Source organism: Blochmannia endosymbiont of Polyrhachis (Hedomyrma) turneri (assembly GCF_000973505.1).
Classification (GTDB): domain Bacteria; phylum Pseudomonadota; class Gammaproteobacteria; order Enterobacterales; family Enterobacteriaceae; genus Blochmanniella.
This window is the reverse complement of the sequence record NZ_CP010048.1, coordinates 705629-722337: the sequence shown is the minus strand read 5'-3', so window position 1 is coordinate 722337 and position 16709 is coordinate 705629. Positions and strand designations below refer to the sequence as shown.

The following is a 16709-nucleotide window of genomic DNA, read 5'->3' as shown; positions in this document are numbered from 1 at the left end:
ATTATTAACAGAATAGTAAGTGGTGATAATATTATGGTGAAAGGAACTCGGGGGGTAGTTAGATTGTATTCTTCAGCTGGTACTGGTCATTTTTATAGTATTGTAAAAAGTAAACGGGGGCCATCTAAGAAAATAGAACTGAAAAAATTTGATCCGACCGTTCGAAAGCATGTAGTTTATGTAGAAGGTAAGTAGTTTTATTTTATATTTTTATTATATGTTTGTTTTTTTCATCAGTGTTTGTTTGTTTTACATATTTTTTATGTTTTGTTTGAGGATGTTTATTTAGTGTGTCTGGGTTGACAGAGTTAGATTATCAGTAAGGATATTATTATTAAGGAAGGAGATATAGTTTAATTTATATTGTTATTTTTTTTGTTATTTTTTTGTTGTGTATATCATGTTTTATTTGTTGTTGTAGTGACCAAATGGTTGAGTATTTATTAAATGTGTATTGAGATTTAACAAGGGCTAATAGTAGCCCATATTTTCCATCTAAAAATCCCATCTGTAGCAATAGTACTTTTAAAAATGTTCCTATGGTGTGTAGGCATATAGTGAGTAGGTTGCATTTTTTTTTAAAATGCTCTAGTGCCCAAATCTCTGCATATTGTAGTTGTTTTTTTTGAAATGTTGGTAAGTATTGACAAGCAATATGTAGTAGTTCGCCTGTCAATATATTTATTTTAGCATCATGAGTGTTTAGTGATTCATGTACTTTCATTGAGTTATATGAGTATTTTTTAGGGTACAGTCGTATCACAAAATCCGGATACCATCCGCTGTGTCGCATCCAGTGATTAAGGAATAGACTGCGTCTTGCACATGCATATACAATATTATTGTTTATTTTTTGATTTAATATTGACAATATTGATTGTTTAAGTTGTGTATTAACGCGTTCGTCGGCATCTAGTGTTAGGATATAATCGCCAGTTGCATACTGTTGAGCAATTTGTCTTTGTTTGCCAAATCCTTCCCATTTTTTTGAATTATATACGCGTGCTCCAGCTGTTTTAGCAATATGTCGGGTTGCATCACTACTTAAATGATCAAGTACAATAATTTCATGTGCCCAGTTTATTGATTGTAAACAATCTGGTAATGATTTTTCTTCATTGCGTGTAATTATTACTACAGATAGTCGGTTATGAGACATTAGTGGAGTATTTATTTTTTTTTATGTGTTGATATGTTGATAGTTTATCGTTTGTTAGAATATAATGATCTAATAAGGGTAGTAATTTTTTTATGGCACCTTGATTGGTTCGTAGTACATGAGTGGCATTTTTCCCGTAATAAAGTCGATATGTTTGATTTGTTAGCAATGTGTAAATTTTGTTTTCTAGCGAAGTTATGTTGGTTATTTTTATTGAAGCTTTTGCTTTAATCATTATATTGTAAATAGCATGAAAATTAAAGACATAAGGTCCTGTTAATATGGGAATTCCATGTGCCGCAGCTTCTATTGGATTATGTCCTCCGTGTTTTATTAAACTGCCCCCTATGAATGCTAAATCAGCTACGCCATATAATAACGTAAGTTCTCCTATAGTGTCGATAATAATGACTTGTGTATTGTATGTTGGATTTTGACCGCTGCTGCGTGTGATAAATCTAAGTTTAGTTTTTGTTATAATTTTATGTACTGAAATGAATCGTTCTTTGTGGCGTGGGGCAAGTATCATGAGTAAATTAGGAATTTTTTTTAGTAAATTTTCATGTACTTGTAAAAGTAGTGTTTCTTCGCCTTTATGTGTGCTGCTAGCTATCCATACATATCTGTTGTTAGCCCATAGTTTTTTTAACGTTTGGCTTTTTTTGAGTAAATTATTATTAATTGGAACGTCAAATTTTATGTTGCCGGTAATTGCTATTTTTTTATTTTGTAATCCTAATGAAATGAATCTTTCGGCGTCCTTTTTATTTTGTGCAGCAATCAAAGTAACATATTGCATTATTAAAGTGATAAATTTTTTTATTTTTTTGTAGTTATTAGCCGATTGTGAAGATAGTCGAGCATTAGCAATGATATATGGAATGTGGTATTTATATAATATTTTTATAAGATTAGGCCATAGTTCTGTTTCTAATGTAATTACTAATATTGGTTGAGTATGATGTATGAATCGTCGTATTGCACCTGGTAGATCATAAGGTAGATAACCATAATTTATGGTGTTGCCAAGTATGGATTGTGCTACTTCTTTTCCGCTTGGTGTCATTGATGTAAGCATGATATTTAGAGATGGATATTTTTTTTGTAATGCATGAATTAATGGAATAGCTGCTAATGTTTCCCCAACTGATACAGCATGAAGTATGATTCCTCGTGGTTGTATTATTGTATTATAAAAACCATATCTTTCATTCCATGTTTTTCGGTAAGCAGGGATATTAATGCTACGCCACAATAGTCGTATTAGTATTATTGGTTGTATTAAATATATAATAGTGTTATATATAATGTAGTATAGCATAGTAGATAAATAATATGTTTTGAAATGTTTATAGTAATTTATATTGAGAGTGTTATGTAGTTTTTAATTATAGTGAAGTTAGTTGTTATTTTAAATTACTTTTACAATCTATAATTATTTAAATAGTATGATTAATAATGTTTGTATATAGGGTGATTAGTTTTTTAGTAAGAATATTATTGTTTAAATTAATAATTTTTTTTCTAGCAGCGAGTCCCATATAAGGATATTTGTTTTTTAAAGGAATTTCTAGAACAAATTTTTGCAAATTGTTTATATCAAGAGCATCGCATATAAATCCTTCTTGTCCTGTTTTAATAAGTTCAGAACTTCCACATTGCCAAGTAGTTATAATTGGTAATGCACATGACATAGCTTCAAGTATTGCATTAGGAAATGGGTCATATAATGTTGGTAAAATTAGAGCGTCTGCTGCATGATAATAAGGCAGTAAATTATTAGATATTCCTATAAAACGTGTACGATGGAAACATCCGAGTTCTTTTGATAGTGTTTGATAACGTTTTATATATTTATCATATCCTACAATTATTAAATATCTATTAGTAAGTGAAATAGCATATATTGCTCGTTGCAATCCTTTTCTTTCAAAGCCTGATCCTACATAAATTAATGTACAAGATTGTTGTGGAATCTGCAATTTTTTTTTTGCTTGATAATATTGTGTATTGTTTGCCGGAAAAAATTTTTTTGAATCTACAGAATTATGAATGATTTTAATTTTATTTGGTTTGATATTGTAGAAATTTATTATGTCTTTTTTTACCATATGTGAGTTACAAATGATTATTTTTAATTTGGGTGAATCAAACATTTTTTGTTCTGTTTGTAATATGTATTGATGGTAGTTGTTTATATTTTGGTACCATTGTTGATGTCGGGGTAAAACGCGGTTTCGTTGTGTTAACCATGCTTGGTGTACACCATCTCCAGCCCGAAAAATATCACAATGAGGGATGCGTTCATGACTTTGGATGATGTTAAATTTTTTTTCACAATATTCCATAGCAGTTTTAGAGAATTGTTTTTCTCTTGATATTCGATTCCATATAAATGGATTACATATGTGGACGTTATATTTGATGTGTTGTATATTTTTTGGCCAATATCTAGTAATTATATGTGGTTGTATTTTGTACGTATTCAGTCCTTGTAAGATTGATAAAATAATTTTTTCCCCCCCTCCGTCTATGCGGTATTTTTGTCGTATAATTGCTAATTGAATGATATTTTTTGTCATTAAAAAGTGTTATTTTATAGTTGAATTTTAGTTGGGATAATTAAGAAAATTTGATATTAGTTTAGTGTAATAATGAAATCATATTTGTTTGTTAATTGACGCTGGATATTAATTAGATATATCTATCATTTTTTTGTTGTGCAGTATATTTTAGTGGTATATGTAGTAAGCTAGTAAGCAGTGTGTAATTTTTTAATATGCACAGATTATTGACTAATAACTATGTAGTTTATTACATAATAAACATAAAATATATGTAAATAATTATATTTGTTTGTTTAATATTTTTTGAAATTTTTTCCAAACTTCTTCTGGTGTAATAGAATCCATAATTTTTTTTGTTGAGTGTATTTTTTGTTGATGATCACCATATACTCCAATTAGTTGAGGATTAGTAGGTCCATACAGTGTTAAGTTAGGTCGAGATAGTGCAGCAGTTAAATGGCTTAGTCCTGTGTCTACTGATATTACAGCACGTGCTGAGGCGATTTCTTTAGCAATTTCTGTCAATGTGGGTTGTGACAATATCATGATGTTGTTGTTTAGTCCATTAATTATTCTTTTTATGCGTAATTGTTCATTGTATGACCAATATGGTAATTTAATTTTATAACCCGCTGTGATAGTTTTTTGTAATATATCTCTCCAATGAGACTCTGGCCAATGTTTTTTAGCGTGTGTGGTGCTGTGTAAAAATATTAAATATGGTGATATGTATTTTTTTGTTTTAAAATTATGTGAAATATGATAATTAATTTTGCTAGTTGGTAGTGGATATTGTAAGCTCAAAGAGAATAATTGTCGTATACGTTCAACGGCGTGTTGTTGTTTTGGTATTTTGTGTTGTTTATTGTAGCATAAACTTGCGATTGGTTCTCGTATGCTTTTATAATCCATGCCATGTTTTTCACCCTGAGTGAAATAGGTAATTAAAAAAGAGCTTTTTATTAGTCCTTGAGCATCGATAACAATATCATATTTCTTGTTTTTCAGTTGGTTGATAAACTTGAAATAGGCTTGATATGATTTAAGGTTATAATATTTTTTTTTCCAAGTTCGGAGAGTTATTGGTATTGTATTTTTTATTTGTGGATGCCAAGTTGGAATTTGTGAGAAATTTTTTTCTAGTATCCAGTCGAATTCTATATATGGCAGAGCCTTTCCTGCATCTGTAATAGCAGGCAAGGTATGAATGATGTCTCCCATTGATGATGTTTTAATAATAAGTACTTTTTTTTTTGTTTGCATATTATAGAAGTTTGTGTAGTGTTTCTAGGACTGTATGTGGTTGAATATTTATTAAGTTGGGATCATATTTGTCTAGATTATAATAAGAGTGTTGTGTTTGTTGTTTGTAGGTGTTATGAGTTTTTATTTTTATTATTTTTGTATGATGATATAATGGTGGTGTACAGTTTGGATCGCTAGGACCGTACAATGCTACGACTGGTTTGTGTAGTGCACAAGCTATGTGCATTAGTCCAGAATCATTACTTATGATTGCATGACATTTTTTAATTAATAGAATCGCTTCATCTAGTGAGGTGAGGCCGATTAAATTATGACAGTATGTTTGTAGATTTTTAGGAATACTGTTTTTTATACTTCTTCCAATTTTTATTTCTTTATAGGAACCCAACAAAATAGTTTGGTATCCTTGATTAATAAGTTTTAATATTAACCTAGCATAATGATGTATTGGCCAACGTTTAGCTTGGTTAGATTCAGCGCCGGGACAGATGCCAATTCTTATTTTGGTTGTATTATCAGTGATATTAAATTTGTTTGATATGGCATGTAGTTCTTGTGGATTATAATGTAGATATGGCAAAGGGAGTGGATGTGGTAAATCAAGGGTGTTGTTAATATTTTCTTTTTTGAAAGCTAATGCGGCGTATCGTTCTATCATTAGAGGAAAATTTTTAGGGTGTAATATACGCATATCATTAATTATTCCATATCTCATTTCTCCGCGCCATCCAGTACGTTTTGGTATACCAGCAAAAAATGGGATAAGTGCAGATTTAAATGAGTTTGGTAAAATTATGGATTGTTGATATTTTTGACTTTTTTGTAATAGTTTTCCATATTGATAATATTTTTTTATTGGAAATGAGCCATGTTTAGCATGTGTTAAAGTTAAAACTTTGTGAATTTCTGGCATTCTATAGAATAAGGCTTGGTTCCAGGTAGATGCTATAATGTCAATTTTTATTTTTGGATCCTGCTGTACGAGTAAACGATGCATAGTCTGTGACATTATGGCGTCACCGATCCATGATGGTGCGATAATCAATATTCTCATAATTGTTGATTGTTAGTTGATTTAATTTGAATTGTTAATAATTAATTCATGATATGTAGATAGATTTTATTGTCATTTGACTTTGAGTGAGTGTATTTTAATGTAAAAAAATATTTATTAAATGGGGTTGTGTTAATACATTCACATTAACATGTGATGTTATTTATGTTGTTTTAGGGTGTAGCTATTTGGGGTAACATTTATAATGATGTTAATTGTTATTAGTTTTTAACCAAGAAATATATTTTTTTATTCCTTGATCTGTTGGAATGAATTTTTTGTTATATCCAGATTGTTGTAAATGTTTAATGTTGGCTTGTGTAAAAGTTTGATAGGAATGTTTTAATTGTATAGGAAAGTTTATATAGTTTATTGTGTGTTTTTTTTCGTTATTGTAGAGATTTAATGTAGTGTTAGCAATTTCGGTAAATGATGTTGAAATTCCAGTTCCAATGTTAAAAATTCCTGATATGTTATTTTTAAATGCCCATATATTAACGTCAATAACATCATCGATATAGATAAAATCTCTTGAAAAAGTTTCACTACCGGAAAACAGTGTGGGTTGTTTATTATTGTTGATTTGATTAATAATTTGAAATATTATGCTAGCCATCTTGTTTTTATGTTGTTCTCGTGGTCCGTAAACGTTAAAATAACGTGCTCCAAAGATTTGTGATTGCGCTTGTGGTAGTATGGAGCGTACATACTGGTCAAATAAGAGTTTAGAATATCCATAAATATTAATTGGGTATTCGTATTGATGATGTTCAGTGCATTGTGAGTGTTGTTTGCCGTAAACTGCTGCGGAAGAAGCATACAAAAGTGGAATTTTATATTTCAAGCAGTATTGAAGTATGTTTTTTGAATATTGGTAGTTATTTTTCATAATGTAACGTCCATTTTGAACGGTAGTAGATGAACATGCTCCTTGATGAAATATAGCTTGTATGTTTTTCATTTTGTTTTTTGATACGTTGATGATTGTAGTGAAATCTTTTTTATCTATGTAATCTACAATTTTTAGATCTGTTAGGTTAGTGTGTTTTTTGCTGTTAGAAAGATTGTCTACAACTACAATGTTTGTATGGTTTTGTTTGTTTAGATGTTTAATGATATTGCTGCCAATAAATCCGGCTCCGCCAGTAACGATAATCATGTTGATCTATTCTTGTGTATTTGTTTTAAATATTATAGTAGTGAGTATTTAATCAATTTAATCGATGATATAGTTTGCAATAACAATAAAGTTATTATACACTTTTTCGTCCAGGTTATTTAATTAAATATCGTATTTTTTTAATATTGTTTGTTGTTTTTTTGTGTAATGTGTATGTTTATTTTTGGTATTTTTATTTTATAGATGAATTTTAATGATAAAAGATTTTATTGAGTTTATTGCTGATCATGTATTGATTAGTTTGGCGTGGTGTTTTTTGTTTATTGCTTTGGTTTATGTAATTGTTTTAAAGTGGTTGTCTAATTTTTCAGAGATATCATGTTATGATGTTATTCGATTGATTAACACCGAAGGATCTGTAGTTATTGATGTACGTAATCAGAATGATTTTTATCAATCGCATATTATTGGTAGTGTACATTTATATGCTGAAGATATTCGTGTTTATGGTTCTCGTGAATTATTTACATTTAAAGGGAAATCATTGATATTGGTTTGCAGTAACGGTATTGTGTCTTGTTCAATAGCAAGGTGTTTATATAAATTAGGGTTTAGTCCAATATATGTGCTTGCAGGTGGTATTGCAAGTTGGAAAAATGAATCTTTACCACTGGTACAAGGTAAAAAGTGAGTTTTTGTGTATTTAAAATGAATTAGTAACTAACTTATTTAATAAAAATTTTTAAATTAAAATTATATTTAGGTATTAGATGATTATGAAAATTGAAATATATACAAAGAAATATTGTTTTTATTGTCGGCGAGCTAAGGAATTGCTAATTAAAAAATCTGTGTTGTTCGAAGAGATTGTTATTGATGATAACGTGAAATTATATGAAGAAATGGTAAATCGTTGTGGTCGTACAACGGTACCCCAAGTTTTTTTTGATAATGAGCATATAGGCGGTTCTGATGATTTGTATGTTTTGGATGATCAGGGGAAATTAGATGTTATGTTAATCAGTGCTATACATAAATAAATAAAAATTTATAGTGAATATTAAGTTTAAGAATATATGTTGTAGTAGTTAGATATTCGGAAATAAAAAATAGTAGATGTGTAGAAAATTTGTTATATACGTTTTTTTATTTTTTTTTATTATTTTTATTTTGTGTGTTGTATGTGTTTATTTGTATTTTTACTTTGTATAGATTGGATTATGTGTATTGTATTTTTAGATGTGTTGTTATAGCTGTTAAAATTTTTTAATTTAAAATGTTGTGTATTATTGATTTAGCTTTGAAATTAGTGGGAGTTCTTTATTTAAATGTTTTGTTTTTGATGCATATTATGGTATTAGTGATGATCTCTAGTGTTCCTTCGGTGATTGTTTTAGGAGCTGGTGCTTATGGTACGGCGTTGGCTGTTGTGTTAGCCCGTAAGCATTATAATGTTGTTTTATGGGGACATAACCCCTTGCATATAAAAAAAATGAAGCAGGATCGTTGTAATCGTAGTTATTTGCCGAATATATTGTTTCCTCCGTCTTTAACTGTAGAGGATACTTTATCTGCAGGGTTGTTGAGCAATTGTAAAGACGTGTTTGTGGCTGTGCCAAGTTATGTTTTTACTACTGTTATGATCTATTTAAAGTTGTATTTGCGATGTAATAATCGAATTATTATAGCTACAAAGGGTTTAGAAAAGGATACTGGTCGATTTTTAAGTGATGTTGTTCGTGATATTTTAGGGGCACATATTCCATGTGCGGTTATTTCTGGTCCAACTTTTGCACATGAGCTTGCAGCAGGTTTGCCAACTGCTATTACATTAGTGGCTTCAGATAGTAGTTTTTCTGCGGATTTAACACAGTTATTGCATTCTAATAAAAATTTCAGAGTATATTGTCATTCAGATTTTATTGGTGTTCAATTATCTGGTGTAGTAAAAAATATTATTGCTATTGCTTCTGGTATTTCTGATGGGATTGGTTTTGGTGCTAGTGCTCGTACAGTATTGATTACTCGGGGATTAGCAGAAATGTCCCGTTTAGGTGAATCTATGGGTGTTCAGTCTGATGTTTTTATGAGTATGTCCGGTTTAGGAGATTTAGTTTTGACGTGTACGGATGATCAATCACGTAATCGAAAATTTGGCTTATTATTAGGGAAAGGTCTGAGTATATTTGAAGCCAAAAAGAGAATTAATCAGGTTATTGAGGGAGTTCGTAATGTTAAGGAAGTACATTTGCTATCTATTAAATATAGTGTGTATATGCCAATCACTGAACAAGTATATTATATATTATACCATCATAAGAGTGTGTATGATGCGGCTGTAAGTTTATTAGATCGTTCATAGGACAATACAGAAAATGTGTGGTGTTGTGCAACATCCTCGATTTTAATGATATTGGTGTTGTTTTACGAAATATTCGTAGTTTATGGAATATTGTATGTCTTTAGAAATAATGGAATTTGTTTGGAATAATATTAAATCTGAGGCGCAAATATTGGTTGATAGTGAGTATATGTGTTCGCAATTATTATGGGATATGTTGTTAAAACATAAGGATTTATCCGATGTATTAACTTGTATACTTGCTTATAAGTTATGTAGTACTATTATGTCATTTCAAGAAATGATGATTTTAATTAAAGAATCATATAGTAATGATCCCGAAATAGTTCTTTGTGCAGCGAGAGATATTCATGCTATTTGGTTACGTGATCCAGCTGTGGATAAATATTGTGTGCCTGTTTTATATTTTAAAGGATTTCATGCTTTGCAGGCTTATAGAATTTCTCATTGGTTATGGAAAAATAATCGCAGATTATTAGCATTATACTTTCAAAGTCGTATTGCATGTATTTTTAGTGTTGATGTTCATCCAGCGGCGTCTATTGGGTCTGGTGTAATCTTTGATCATGCGACCGGTATTGTTATTGGTGAAACAGCTATAGTAGAAGATGATGTATCTATATTGCAATTTGTTACTTTAGGTGGCAGAGGGGATAAAGTAATTGGTGATCGTCATCCGAAAATCCGAATGGGGGTAATGATTGGTGCTGGTGCGATTATTTTAGGAAATATTGAAATAGGTTGTTATGCTAAAGTTGGTGCTGGGTCGGTGGTGCTACATTCTGTGCCTGCGTATACCACTGTTGCTGGTAATCCAGCAAAAGTTGTTGTTGGTGGGAAAAATTAAGAATTAGAGAGTATTGAAATAGACATTGTCATGATAATAATATTATATATTTTATATATAAATAAGTTTTGTGTTGATGAAGAGTTTATTTTTTTATACTGTATTTTTCATGAAATCTTTGTTTTTTGATACATACATGTAGTGCGTTGATAATACTTTAATATTAAATATTATGGAGTGAATTTTATGTTAATGATCGTTATTTGTGTTATTGGTTGTTAAGGTTATATTATATTTTATTGATATATGTAGTTATTTTGCATGTAAGTTGTATATGGTAATGTTTAATGTTTTTTTGTGGTGTTTATTTGTTAAATATTTGGAATACTTTGTTGATTTAAGTGGGTGAGTAAATATTTTTGATGTTAAATTTTTGATATTTCAATATATTTAAGTAGATTTATAATTCTGTAAAATACTTTTATGGATTATAGAGGCGAATATGATTAAAAAAATTGCTGTATTAACTAGTGGTGGTGATTCGCCAGGTATGAATGCAGCTATTCGAGGTGTAGTTAGAACAAGTTTATCTGAGGGGTTAGAGGTGTATGGGGTGTATGATGGATATTTTGGTTTATTTGAAGATCGGATGGTGCGGTTAGATAGATATAGTGTTTCTGATATTATTAATTGTGGTGGTACTTTTTTAGGTTCTGCTCGGTTTCCTGAGTTACGTGAGTATAGAATTCGATCAATTGTTATTCAAAATTTAAAACGGCGGGGTCTTGATGCCCTGATTGTTATTGGTGGTGATGGTTCTTATATTGGTGCGAGTAGGTTGACTGAAATGGGTGTTCCATGTATTAGTTTACCAGGTACTATTGACAATGATGTTGCTGGCACTGATTATACTATTGGTTATTTTACAGCTTTAGAAACGATTATTGAAGCTATTGATCGTTTGCGTGATACTTCTTCTTCGCATCAGCGAATTTCTATTGTTGAAGTTATGGGTCGTTGTTGTGGTGATTTAACTATGGCGGCTGCTATAGCTGGTGGTTGTGAGTTTATTGTTTTACCTGAAGTCGAGTTTAGACCAAAAGATTTGGTATGTGAGATAAGATCAGGTATTTCTAAAGGGAAAAAACATGCAATTATTGTTATTACTGAGCATATTTGTGATGTGTTTCAGTTAGCAAGATATATTGAGAAGGAAACTAACAGGGAAACTAGAGCTACTGTTTTAGGACATATTCAGCGAGGTGGAAAGCCTGTTGCATATGATAGGATTTTAGCGTCTCGTATGGGCGCGTATTCAATTGAGTTGTTGTTAAGTGGTTATTCTGGGCGTTGTGTTGGTGTACAGGATGAACGTTTAGTGCATCATGATATTGTTACTGCTATACGGTATATGAAGCGTCCTTTTCGTCATGATGTATTAAGGATGGCAAAAAAATTATTTTCGGTTGTTTTATTGTATTATATTGAATATATAGTGTTAATAGTGATGTAATGATATGATGTTTTTGTTTTTTATTTTTTTAATTATTTTGGTGCTAATAATGAGGATGGTTATCATTGATAGTTTATAAAAATAGTGATTATGTATAAAAATAGTTATTTATGAGTCATCGAATGTTTTATATGTTATTAATTTTGAGGGATGAATATTTAATTTTTTGAGCATGTTTTATAATTTTTGTGAAAGTTGAAGCTGTTAAAGAAGCGGTACCTACTAAAACTCCATCGATGTCTGGTTGTATTAATAAATTGTTAATATTTGTATGATTTACTGATCCTCCGTATTGAATAATTGTTTGATTTGCTATTGATGTATTGTAGTGGGCAATATAATTTCTGATGAAATTATGCGTAGCTTGTATGTTTTCTGGAGTATCGGTGATTCCTGTTCCGATTGCCCAAATTGGTTCATATGCGATTATGGCATTTTCAAATGCTTGTGGACCAAGTAATTTAAATATTGTTTCTAATTGTGTAGCACAAATGGATTCGGTTTGTCCATTTTTCTTTTCTTGTTGGTTTTCTCCAATGCATAAGATTGGAGTTAGTCCTGTTTTTTTTAAAATTTCGAATTTTTTAGCGATGTTTTTATTGTTTTCTTTATGATATTTTTTCCGTTCGGAATGGCCGATGATAACATAGCGTACGCCAATATCTTTTAGCATTGCTGCAGATATGTCACCAGTAAATGCTCCTGATAGATGGATGTCTACATTTTGAGCAGCTAAGTCGATATTTGGGTAATTGATAGTATATTTTTTGATTAAATATAAGTACATTAATGATGGGGCGATCGCAATATGACAAGCGGTATTAATTATGATGTGGTCGTTTTTTTTTAGTTCGTGAAAGAATTTTTTGATGGTGTTTGTATTGTTATTTAATTTCCAGTTAGCGACTATTAAACATTTTCGCATTGTTTTTTCCTTTGTATTATTATATACATGTGATTTTTTACTTGTTTCTAAAATTATATTAGATTGGTTTGATATGTTTTGTATAATACCTATTGTTTGTTTATTTTTTTATTTATGTTTAATTTTAGATATTGGTTTGATGATTTATTGTTTTTGTTGTTTTTTATATAATCATATGTTATATTTGTCGATTTAGTTTTTTAATTTGACAGTTTATATGAATATGTTTTTTGGTTGATATTATAATTGTATAAATTATATATTACGATTATGTATTATACTACTAATATATTACCAGTAACGTTCTGTAGTGATATGTCCTGGGTGTGTATTAGAGTGATGATTCATATTATAATATTCTTTTAATAGTGTTTGTGTTTCGTAAATCATATTGGGGTTGCCACAAAGCATTATATGGCTGTTTTTATTTTTTAATTGTAAACCTATTTTTTTTTCTAGTTCACCGTTAGCGATTAGTTCTTGTACATGTCCGGTGAGTGTATCTGGTGATTTTTCTTGACTTAGAATAGTTTGTGTTGTTAGTTTGTTTTGGTATTTTATTTTTAATTGATTGATGATATTTGTATAATGTAAATGTTTTGAAAATCGTACTGCGTATATTAATATAATATTAGTGAATTTTTCTAATCCTTTTCCATGTGTTAAAATTGATAAATATGGTGCAATTCCTGTTCCTGTAGCAATCATCCATAAATTTTCACATTGTGGAATTTTGTTTATTACAAAGTTTCCGTATGATTGTTTTGTAAGTTTTATGGTGTCTCCGGTTTGTAATTTATATAAAGTGTGAGTCAATTTTCCTTTAGGGACGGTTACTAGATAAAAAATTAAATTTTTGCTGGTTGGAGAATTTAGGTATGAATATGGTCGTTGAATGTTCCGTCCGTTTATTGTTAATTTAATTTTTGTGAATTGTCCTGCTATGAATGGTTCGATTGGTGCTCGTACGGTTAGGCTGAATAATTCGTTGGTCCAATGTATGTTGTTTATTATTTCTCCAGTAATCCATATAGTCATTATTTTGTCTCCATGGTAGAATTGGTTGTTTTTATTTGAAGTGTTATGATTAGTGTTATACGCTATGATTGTTTGTTTTTGAATGAGGTATTTTTTAATTAATAATGTTAAGTATATTTTAAAAATATTTTTTGAAGTGTTGATTATTTTATGTAGAGTATTATGAGTGATATGATGAATATGTTCGTATTTTTTTTTATTATATTGTGATTTTTTATATTTTTGTAATTTTATATTGTAGTATGTAAAATATTGCTAATTTAGATTATTATTCTGCGGATGGATGATATGTTAATATAATAAATCTATTATGTTATGTGTATGTATTATTATTATATTATATGTTAATATAATAAATTCATCGTGTGTGTATTATTATTTATTCAGCATTCAGATTGTGTAGTGTTTCAATATATTTCCATCGTTCTTTTAGTGTTTGTATTTTTACGTTTATTTGCTGTTGGTTGTTTGTGATGTGTTCAGTGGTTGTAATATTTGAATTTTTGATATATGTTTTTTTATATGTACAAAAACAATTTAGCAAAATCAGTATACCGATCAATATCCAAGTGATGATTAAGTATAATGTTTTTATGAAATAATTTTTATTTTTTTTTATTTTATATTGGAAGGTGTTTATATATACATAATCTTTATTAATCATTAGGTTGTAAAATTTTAATAAAAACTACAATGTTATGCATTGTATTCAAATGTGAATATTTGTCAATTATATTAATGACTTAATTTGTATTGTTTTGTTATTTATGTTGAGTATTTTCTATTTCATTGAATGTGCAGTTTAAATGTTTTAAACATTAAGATATTGATGATGTAAGTATGTATGTAAAAATTGTATAATATGTTGTTGATTTTTTTTAGTTTTGTATATTTTTTAAAGTAAAATGTTATTTTGTGTAAATTATTTAAATACAATTATAGCGTAGTGATGTTCTCTATTATATGAAATAATGATCATGATTTTATTTTAAGTGTTTTGTTATTTATTTTATTTTTGGTTATATGTGGTATTATAATTACAATATATTATGTGTTTGAAAAAATAAAATATGATTGATTTAAATGTCTTTATTTAATAGACAAAGATTGGTCGCTTAATTTTTGGAGTATTATTGTGAAATATGGTATTCATCCGAAATATGGTAAAATTACTGCAGTTTGTTCATGTGGTAATGTGATTAGTGTCAAGTCTACTTTAAGTCGTGATATAGTGCTAGATGTGTGTTGTGCTTGTCATCCATTTTATACTGGCAAACAACGTACTATTGATTCTCATGGTCGTATAAATAAATTTAATAAACGTTTTAATATGTTATTTCGTTCATAAATTATGAAAAAATATTTTTGTTAAACATTAAGATATTTGTGTTTATGTAAATATTATGCTGGTGAATTAGTAGTATATTGAATGTAATATTATTTTAGTATGTTCGAAAAGTGTTGTGTGAGTTGTTTGTTTAAAGGAGATTCAGTTACATTAATTTGTATTAATTTTTTAAATTTTTTTAGAATAATTGATGAGTATTTGTAATATTATGTTTAATATGTTATATTAAAATGGTAAATTCATGTATACTGAGTTTTTTGATGTTTTTTTATGTTGTATAATTAAATATTTTGAATGTTGAGGGTATTTTACATACTTAGTATTAGTAAATATGTTTTGTTTTGTTGTGTAAATGGGCATTTTGAATGGATCGTAAATTTAGTCAGGCAACAGTATCGGTACGTGCAGGATTAAATAATGATGAACAATATGGTTGCGTTGTTCCTCCTATTACTCTTTCTAGCACATATAATTTTTTAGGCTTTAATAAACCTCGTGCGTATGATTATTCGCGTCGTAGTAATCCAACACGTGATGTTGTGCAAAGATTGTTAGCGGAATTGGAAACTGGTGGAATTGGTTCAATTATAACAAGTAGTGGCATGTCTGCTATTTATTTGATATGTATGACTTTTTTAAAGCCTGGTGATTTAGTAATAGCACCGCATGATTGTTATGGTGGCACTTATAGGCTGTTATGTGCTTTGCATGAACGTGGTTTATATGAAGTGAATTTTGTTGATCAAAGTGATTATTGTTTATTAATGAAACTCTCATTATCTCCTCGTCTGAAATTAGTTTTTATTGAAACTCCAAGTAATCCATTGTTGCGTGTTGTGGATATTTCTGCTATTTGTAAAATGGTTCATGAGAGTAATAAAAATGCTTTATGTATTGTGGATAATACTTTTATGAGTCCGGTGTTTCAACAGCCGTTAGTTTTAGGGGCTGATTTAGTGATACATTCCTGTACAAAATATTTAAATGGGCATTCTGATTTAGTATCTGGAGTTGTTGTTGTTAAAGATTCTAAGTATTTATCTGAGTTAACATGGTGGGCTAATGTTTTAGGTATTAGTGCTAGTGCTTTTGATAGTTATCAATTGTTACGGGGTGTTCGTACGTTAACGCCTCGTATTTTACAACAACAACGTAATGCTCAAGATATTATTTGTTTTTTAGAAAATGTGCCACAAATAGAGATTTTGTATTATCCGGGATTATTAAATAATAGTGGTTATAATATTGCTGTTCAACAACAACGTGGTTTTGGTGCAATATTTAGTTTTGAATTGGATATTACTAAGGTTAGTATTGACGATTTCTTGTCTTCTTTAAGATTATTTACTTTGGCTGAGTCGTTTGGTGGTGTAGAAAGTTTGATTGCACATCCTGCTACTATGACTCATGCGGCTATGTCTAAGGAAGTGCGTGATAGGGCTGGTATAAGTGATAGATTATTTCGTGTTTCTGTGGGTATTGAGGATAGTAATGATTTAATTTATGATTTAAAGAATGCGTTAGGTATCATGTAGTGTATATTAGTGACGTTTGATTAGATTAAGGTATT

At 29.4% G+C, this 16709-nt stretch carries 16 protein-coding genes; 8 read left to right on the top strand and 8 right to left on the bottom strand.

Features of this window, described 5'->3' with window-relative positions; translation table 11 throughout:
- The first annotated feature begins 33 nt into the window (after nucleotides 1–33).
- A complete protein-coding gene (rpmG, locus tag BTURN675_RS03050) occupies nucleotides 34–195 on the top strand; it encodes a 50S ribosomal protein L33 (protein ID WP_046289043.1) in 162 nt (53 codons plus the stop codon).
- 163 nt (nucleotides 196–358) lie between these two features.
- Here rpmG and BTURN675_RS03045 read toward each other — a convergent pair whose 3' ends face one another.
- From BTURN675_RS03045 to rfaD, 6 genes are all read right to left on the bottom strand, one after another.
- Nucleotides 359–1159 carry a glycosyltransferase family 2 protein gene (locus BTURN675_RS03045; protein WP_046289042.1) on the bottom strand — a complete coding sequence of 267 codons (801 nt, stop codon included), beginning with the start codon at nucleotides 1157–1159 and terminating at the stop codon, nucleotides 359–361.
- Nucleotides 1149–2480, bottom strand: coding sequence for a lipid IV(A) 3-deoxy-D-manno-octulosonic acid transferase (gene waaA, locus BTURN675_RS03040; RefSeq protein WP_046289041.1), 1332 nt, complete (start codon nucleotides 2478–2480; stop codon nucleotides 1149–1151). Before waaA ends, BTURN675_RS03045 begins: the two co-directional genes overlap by 11 nt.
- 118 nt (nucleotides 2481–2598) lie before the next feature.
- Nucleotides 2599–3741, bottom strand: a complete 1143-nt coding sequence (locus BTURN675_RS03035; protein ID WP_046289040.1) for a glycosyltransferase family 4 protein — start codon at nucleotides 3739–3741, stop codon at nucleotides 2599–2601.
- Nucleotides 3742–4005: 264 nt separating this feature from the next.
- Entirely contained in the window at nucleotides 4006–4989 is a 984-nt protein-coding gene (gene waaC / locus BTURN675_RS03030; protein WP_046289039.1) for a lipopolysaccharide heptosyltransferase I, read from the bottom strand.
- 1 nt (nucleotide 4990) lies between these two features.
- Nucleotides 4991–6046 carry a lipopolysaccharide heptosyltransferase II gene (waaF, locus tag BTURN675_RS03025; protein WP_046289038.1) on the bottom strand — a complete coding sequence of 352 codons (1056 nt, stop codon included), beginning with the start codon at nucleotides 6044–6046 and terminating at the stop codon, nucleotides 4991–4993.
- A 211-nt stretch (nucleotides 6047–6257) separates the two neighbouring features.
- The gene (gene rfaD / locus BTURN675_RS03020; protein WP_046289037.1) at nucleotides 6258–7205 is read right to left on the bottom strand and encodes an ADP-glyceromanno-heptose 6-epimerase; all 948 of its coding nucleotides are present in this window, start codon (nucleotides 7203–7205) and stop codon (nucleotides 6258–6260) included.
- A 214-nt stretch (nucleotides 7206–7419) separates the two neighbouring features.
- Between rfaD and BTURN675_RS03015 the strand changes: the two genes are divergently transcribed.
- The 5 genes from BTURN675_RS03015 (at nucleotide 7420) to pfkA (ending at nucleotide 11828) form a co-directional block, all read left to right on the top strand.
- Nucleotides 7420–7857: a rhodanese-like domain-containing protein gene (locus BTURN675_RS03015; RefSeq protein WP_046289036.1), complete on the top strand. Its 438-nt coding sequence runs from the start codon at nucleotides 7420–7422 to the stop codon at nucleotides 7855–7857.
- 85 nt (nucleotides 7858–7942) lie between these two features.
- The gene (grxC, locus tag BTURN675_RS03010; RefSeq protein ID WP_420021785.1) at nucleotides 7943–8206 is read left to right on the top strand and encodes a glutaredoxin 3; all 264 of its coding nucleotides are present in this window, start codon (nucleotides 7943–7945) and stop codon (nucleotides 8204–8206) included.
- 323 nt (nucleotides 8207–8529) lie between these two features.
- Nucleotides 8530–9528, top strand: coding sequence for an NAD(P)H-dependent glycerol-3-phosphate dehydrogenase (gpsA, locus tag BTURN675_RS03005; RefSeq protein ID WP_046289148.1), 999 nt, complete (start codon nucleotides 8530–8532; stop codon nucleotides 9526–9528).
- A 94-nt stretch (nucleotides 9529–9622) separates the two neighbouring features.
- On the top strand, nucleotides 9623–10375 hold the full coding sequence (gene cysE, locus BTURN675_RS03000; RefSeq protein WP_046289034.1) for a serine O-acetyltransferase: 753 nt from the start codon (nucleotides 9623–9625) through the stop codon (nucleotides 10373–10375).
- A gap of 442 nt (nucleotides 10376–10817) precedes the next feature.
- Nucleotides 10818–11828 carry a 6-phosphofructokinase gene (gene pfkA, locus BTURN675_RS02995; RefSeq protein ID WP_046289033.1) on the top strand — a complete coding sequence of 337 codons (1011 nt, stop codon included), beginning with the start codon at nucleotides 10818–10820 and terminating at the stop codon, nucleotides 11826–11828.
- A gap of 127 nt (nucleotides 11829–11955) precedes the next feature.
- Here pfkA and tpiA read toward each other — a convergent pair whose 3' ends face one another.
- Together tpiA and BTURN675_RS02980 are read right to left on the bottom strand one after the other, a co-directional pair.
- Nucleotides 11956–12753 (bottom strand): triose-phosphate isomerase, encoded by a 798-nt coding sequence (gene tpiA / locus BTURN675_RS02990; protein WP_046289032.1) that lies wholly within the window; start codon nucleotides 12751–12753, stop codon nucleotides 11956–11958.
- A 291-nt stretch (nucleotides 12754–13044) separates the two neighbouring features.
- Nucleotides 13045–13791 carry a ferredoxin--NADP(+) reductase gene (locus tag BTURN675_RS02980; protein ID WP_046289030.1) on the bottom strand — a complete coding sequence of 249 codons (747 nt, stop codon included), beginning with the start codon at nucleotides 13789–13791 and terminating at the stop codon, nucleotides 13045–13047.
- Nucleotides 13792–14926: 1135 nt separating this feature from the next.
- On the opposite strand from BTURN675_RS02980, the gene rpmE reads away from it, so the two are divergent.
- Complete coding sequence (rpmE, locus tag BTURN675_RS02975) at nucleotides 14927–15139, top strand: 50S ribosomal protein L31 (protein WP_046289029.1); 213 nt, start codon at nucleotides 14927–14929, stop codon at nucleotides 15137–15139.
- 365 nt (nucleotides 15140–15504) lie between these two features.
- Nucleotides 15505–16674: a cystathionine gamma-synthase gene (gene metB / locus BTURN675_RS02970; RefSeq protein ID WP_046289028.1), complete on the top strand. Its 1170-nt coding sequence runs from the start codon at nucleotides 15505–15507 to the stop codon at nucleotides 16672–16674.
- Nucleotides 16675–16709 lie beyond the last annotated feature (35 nt).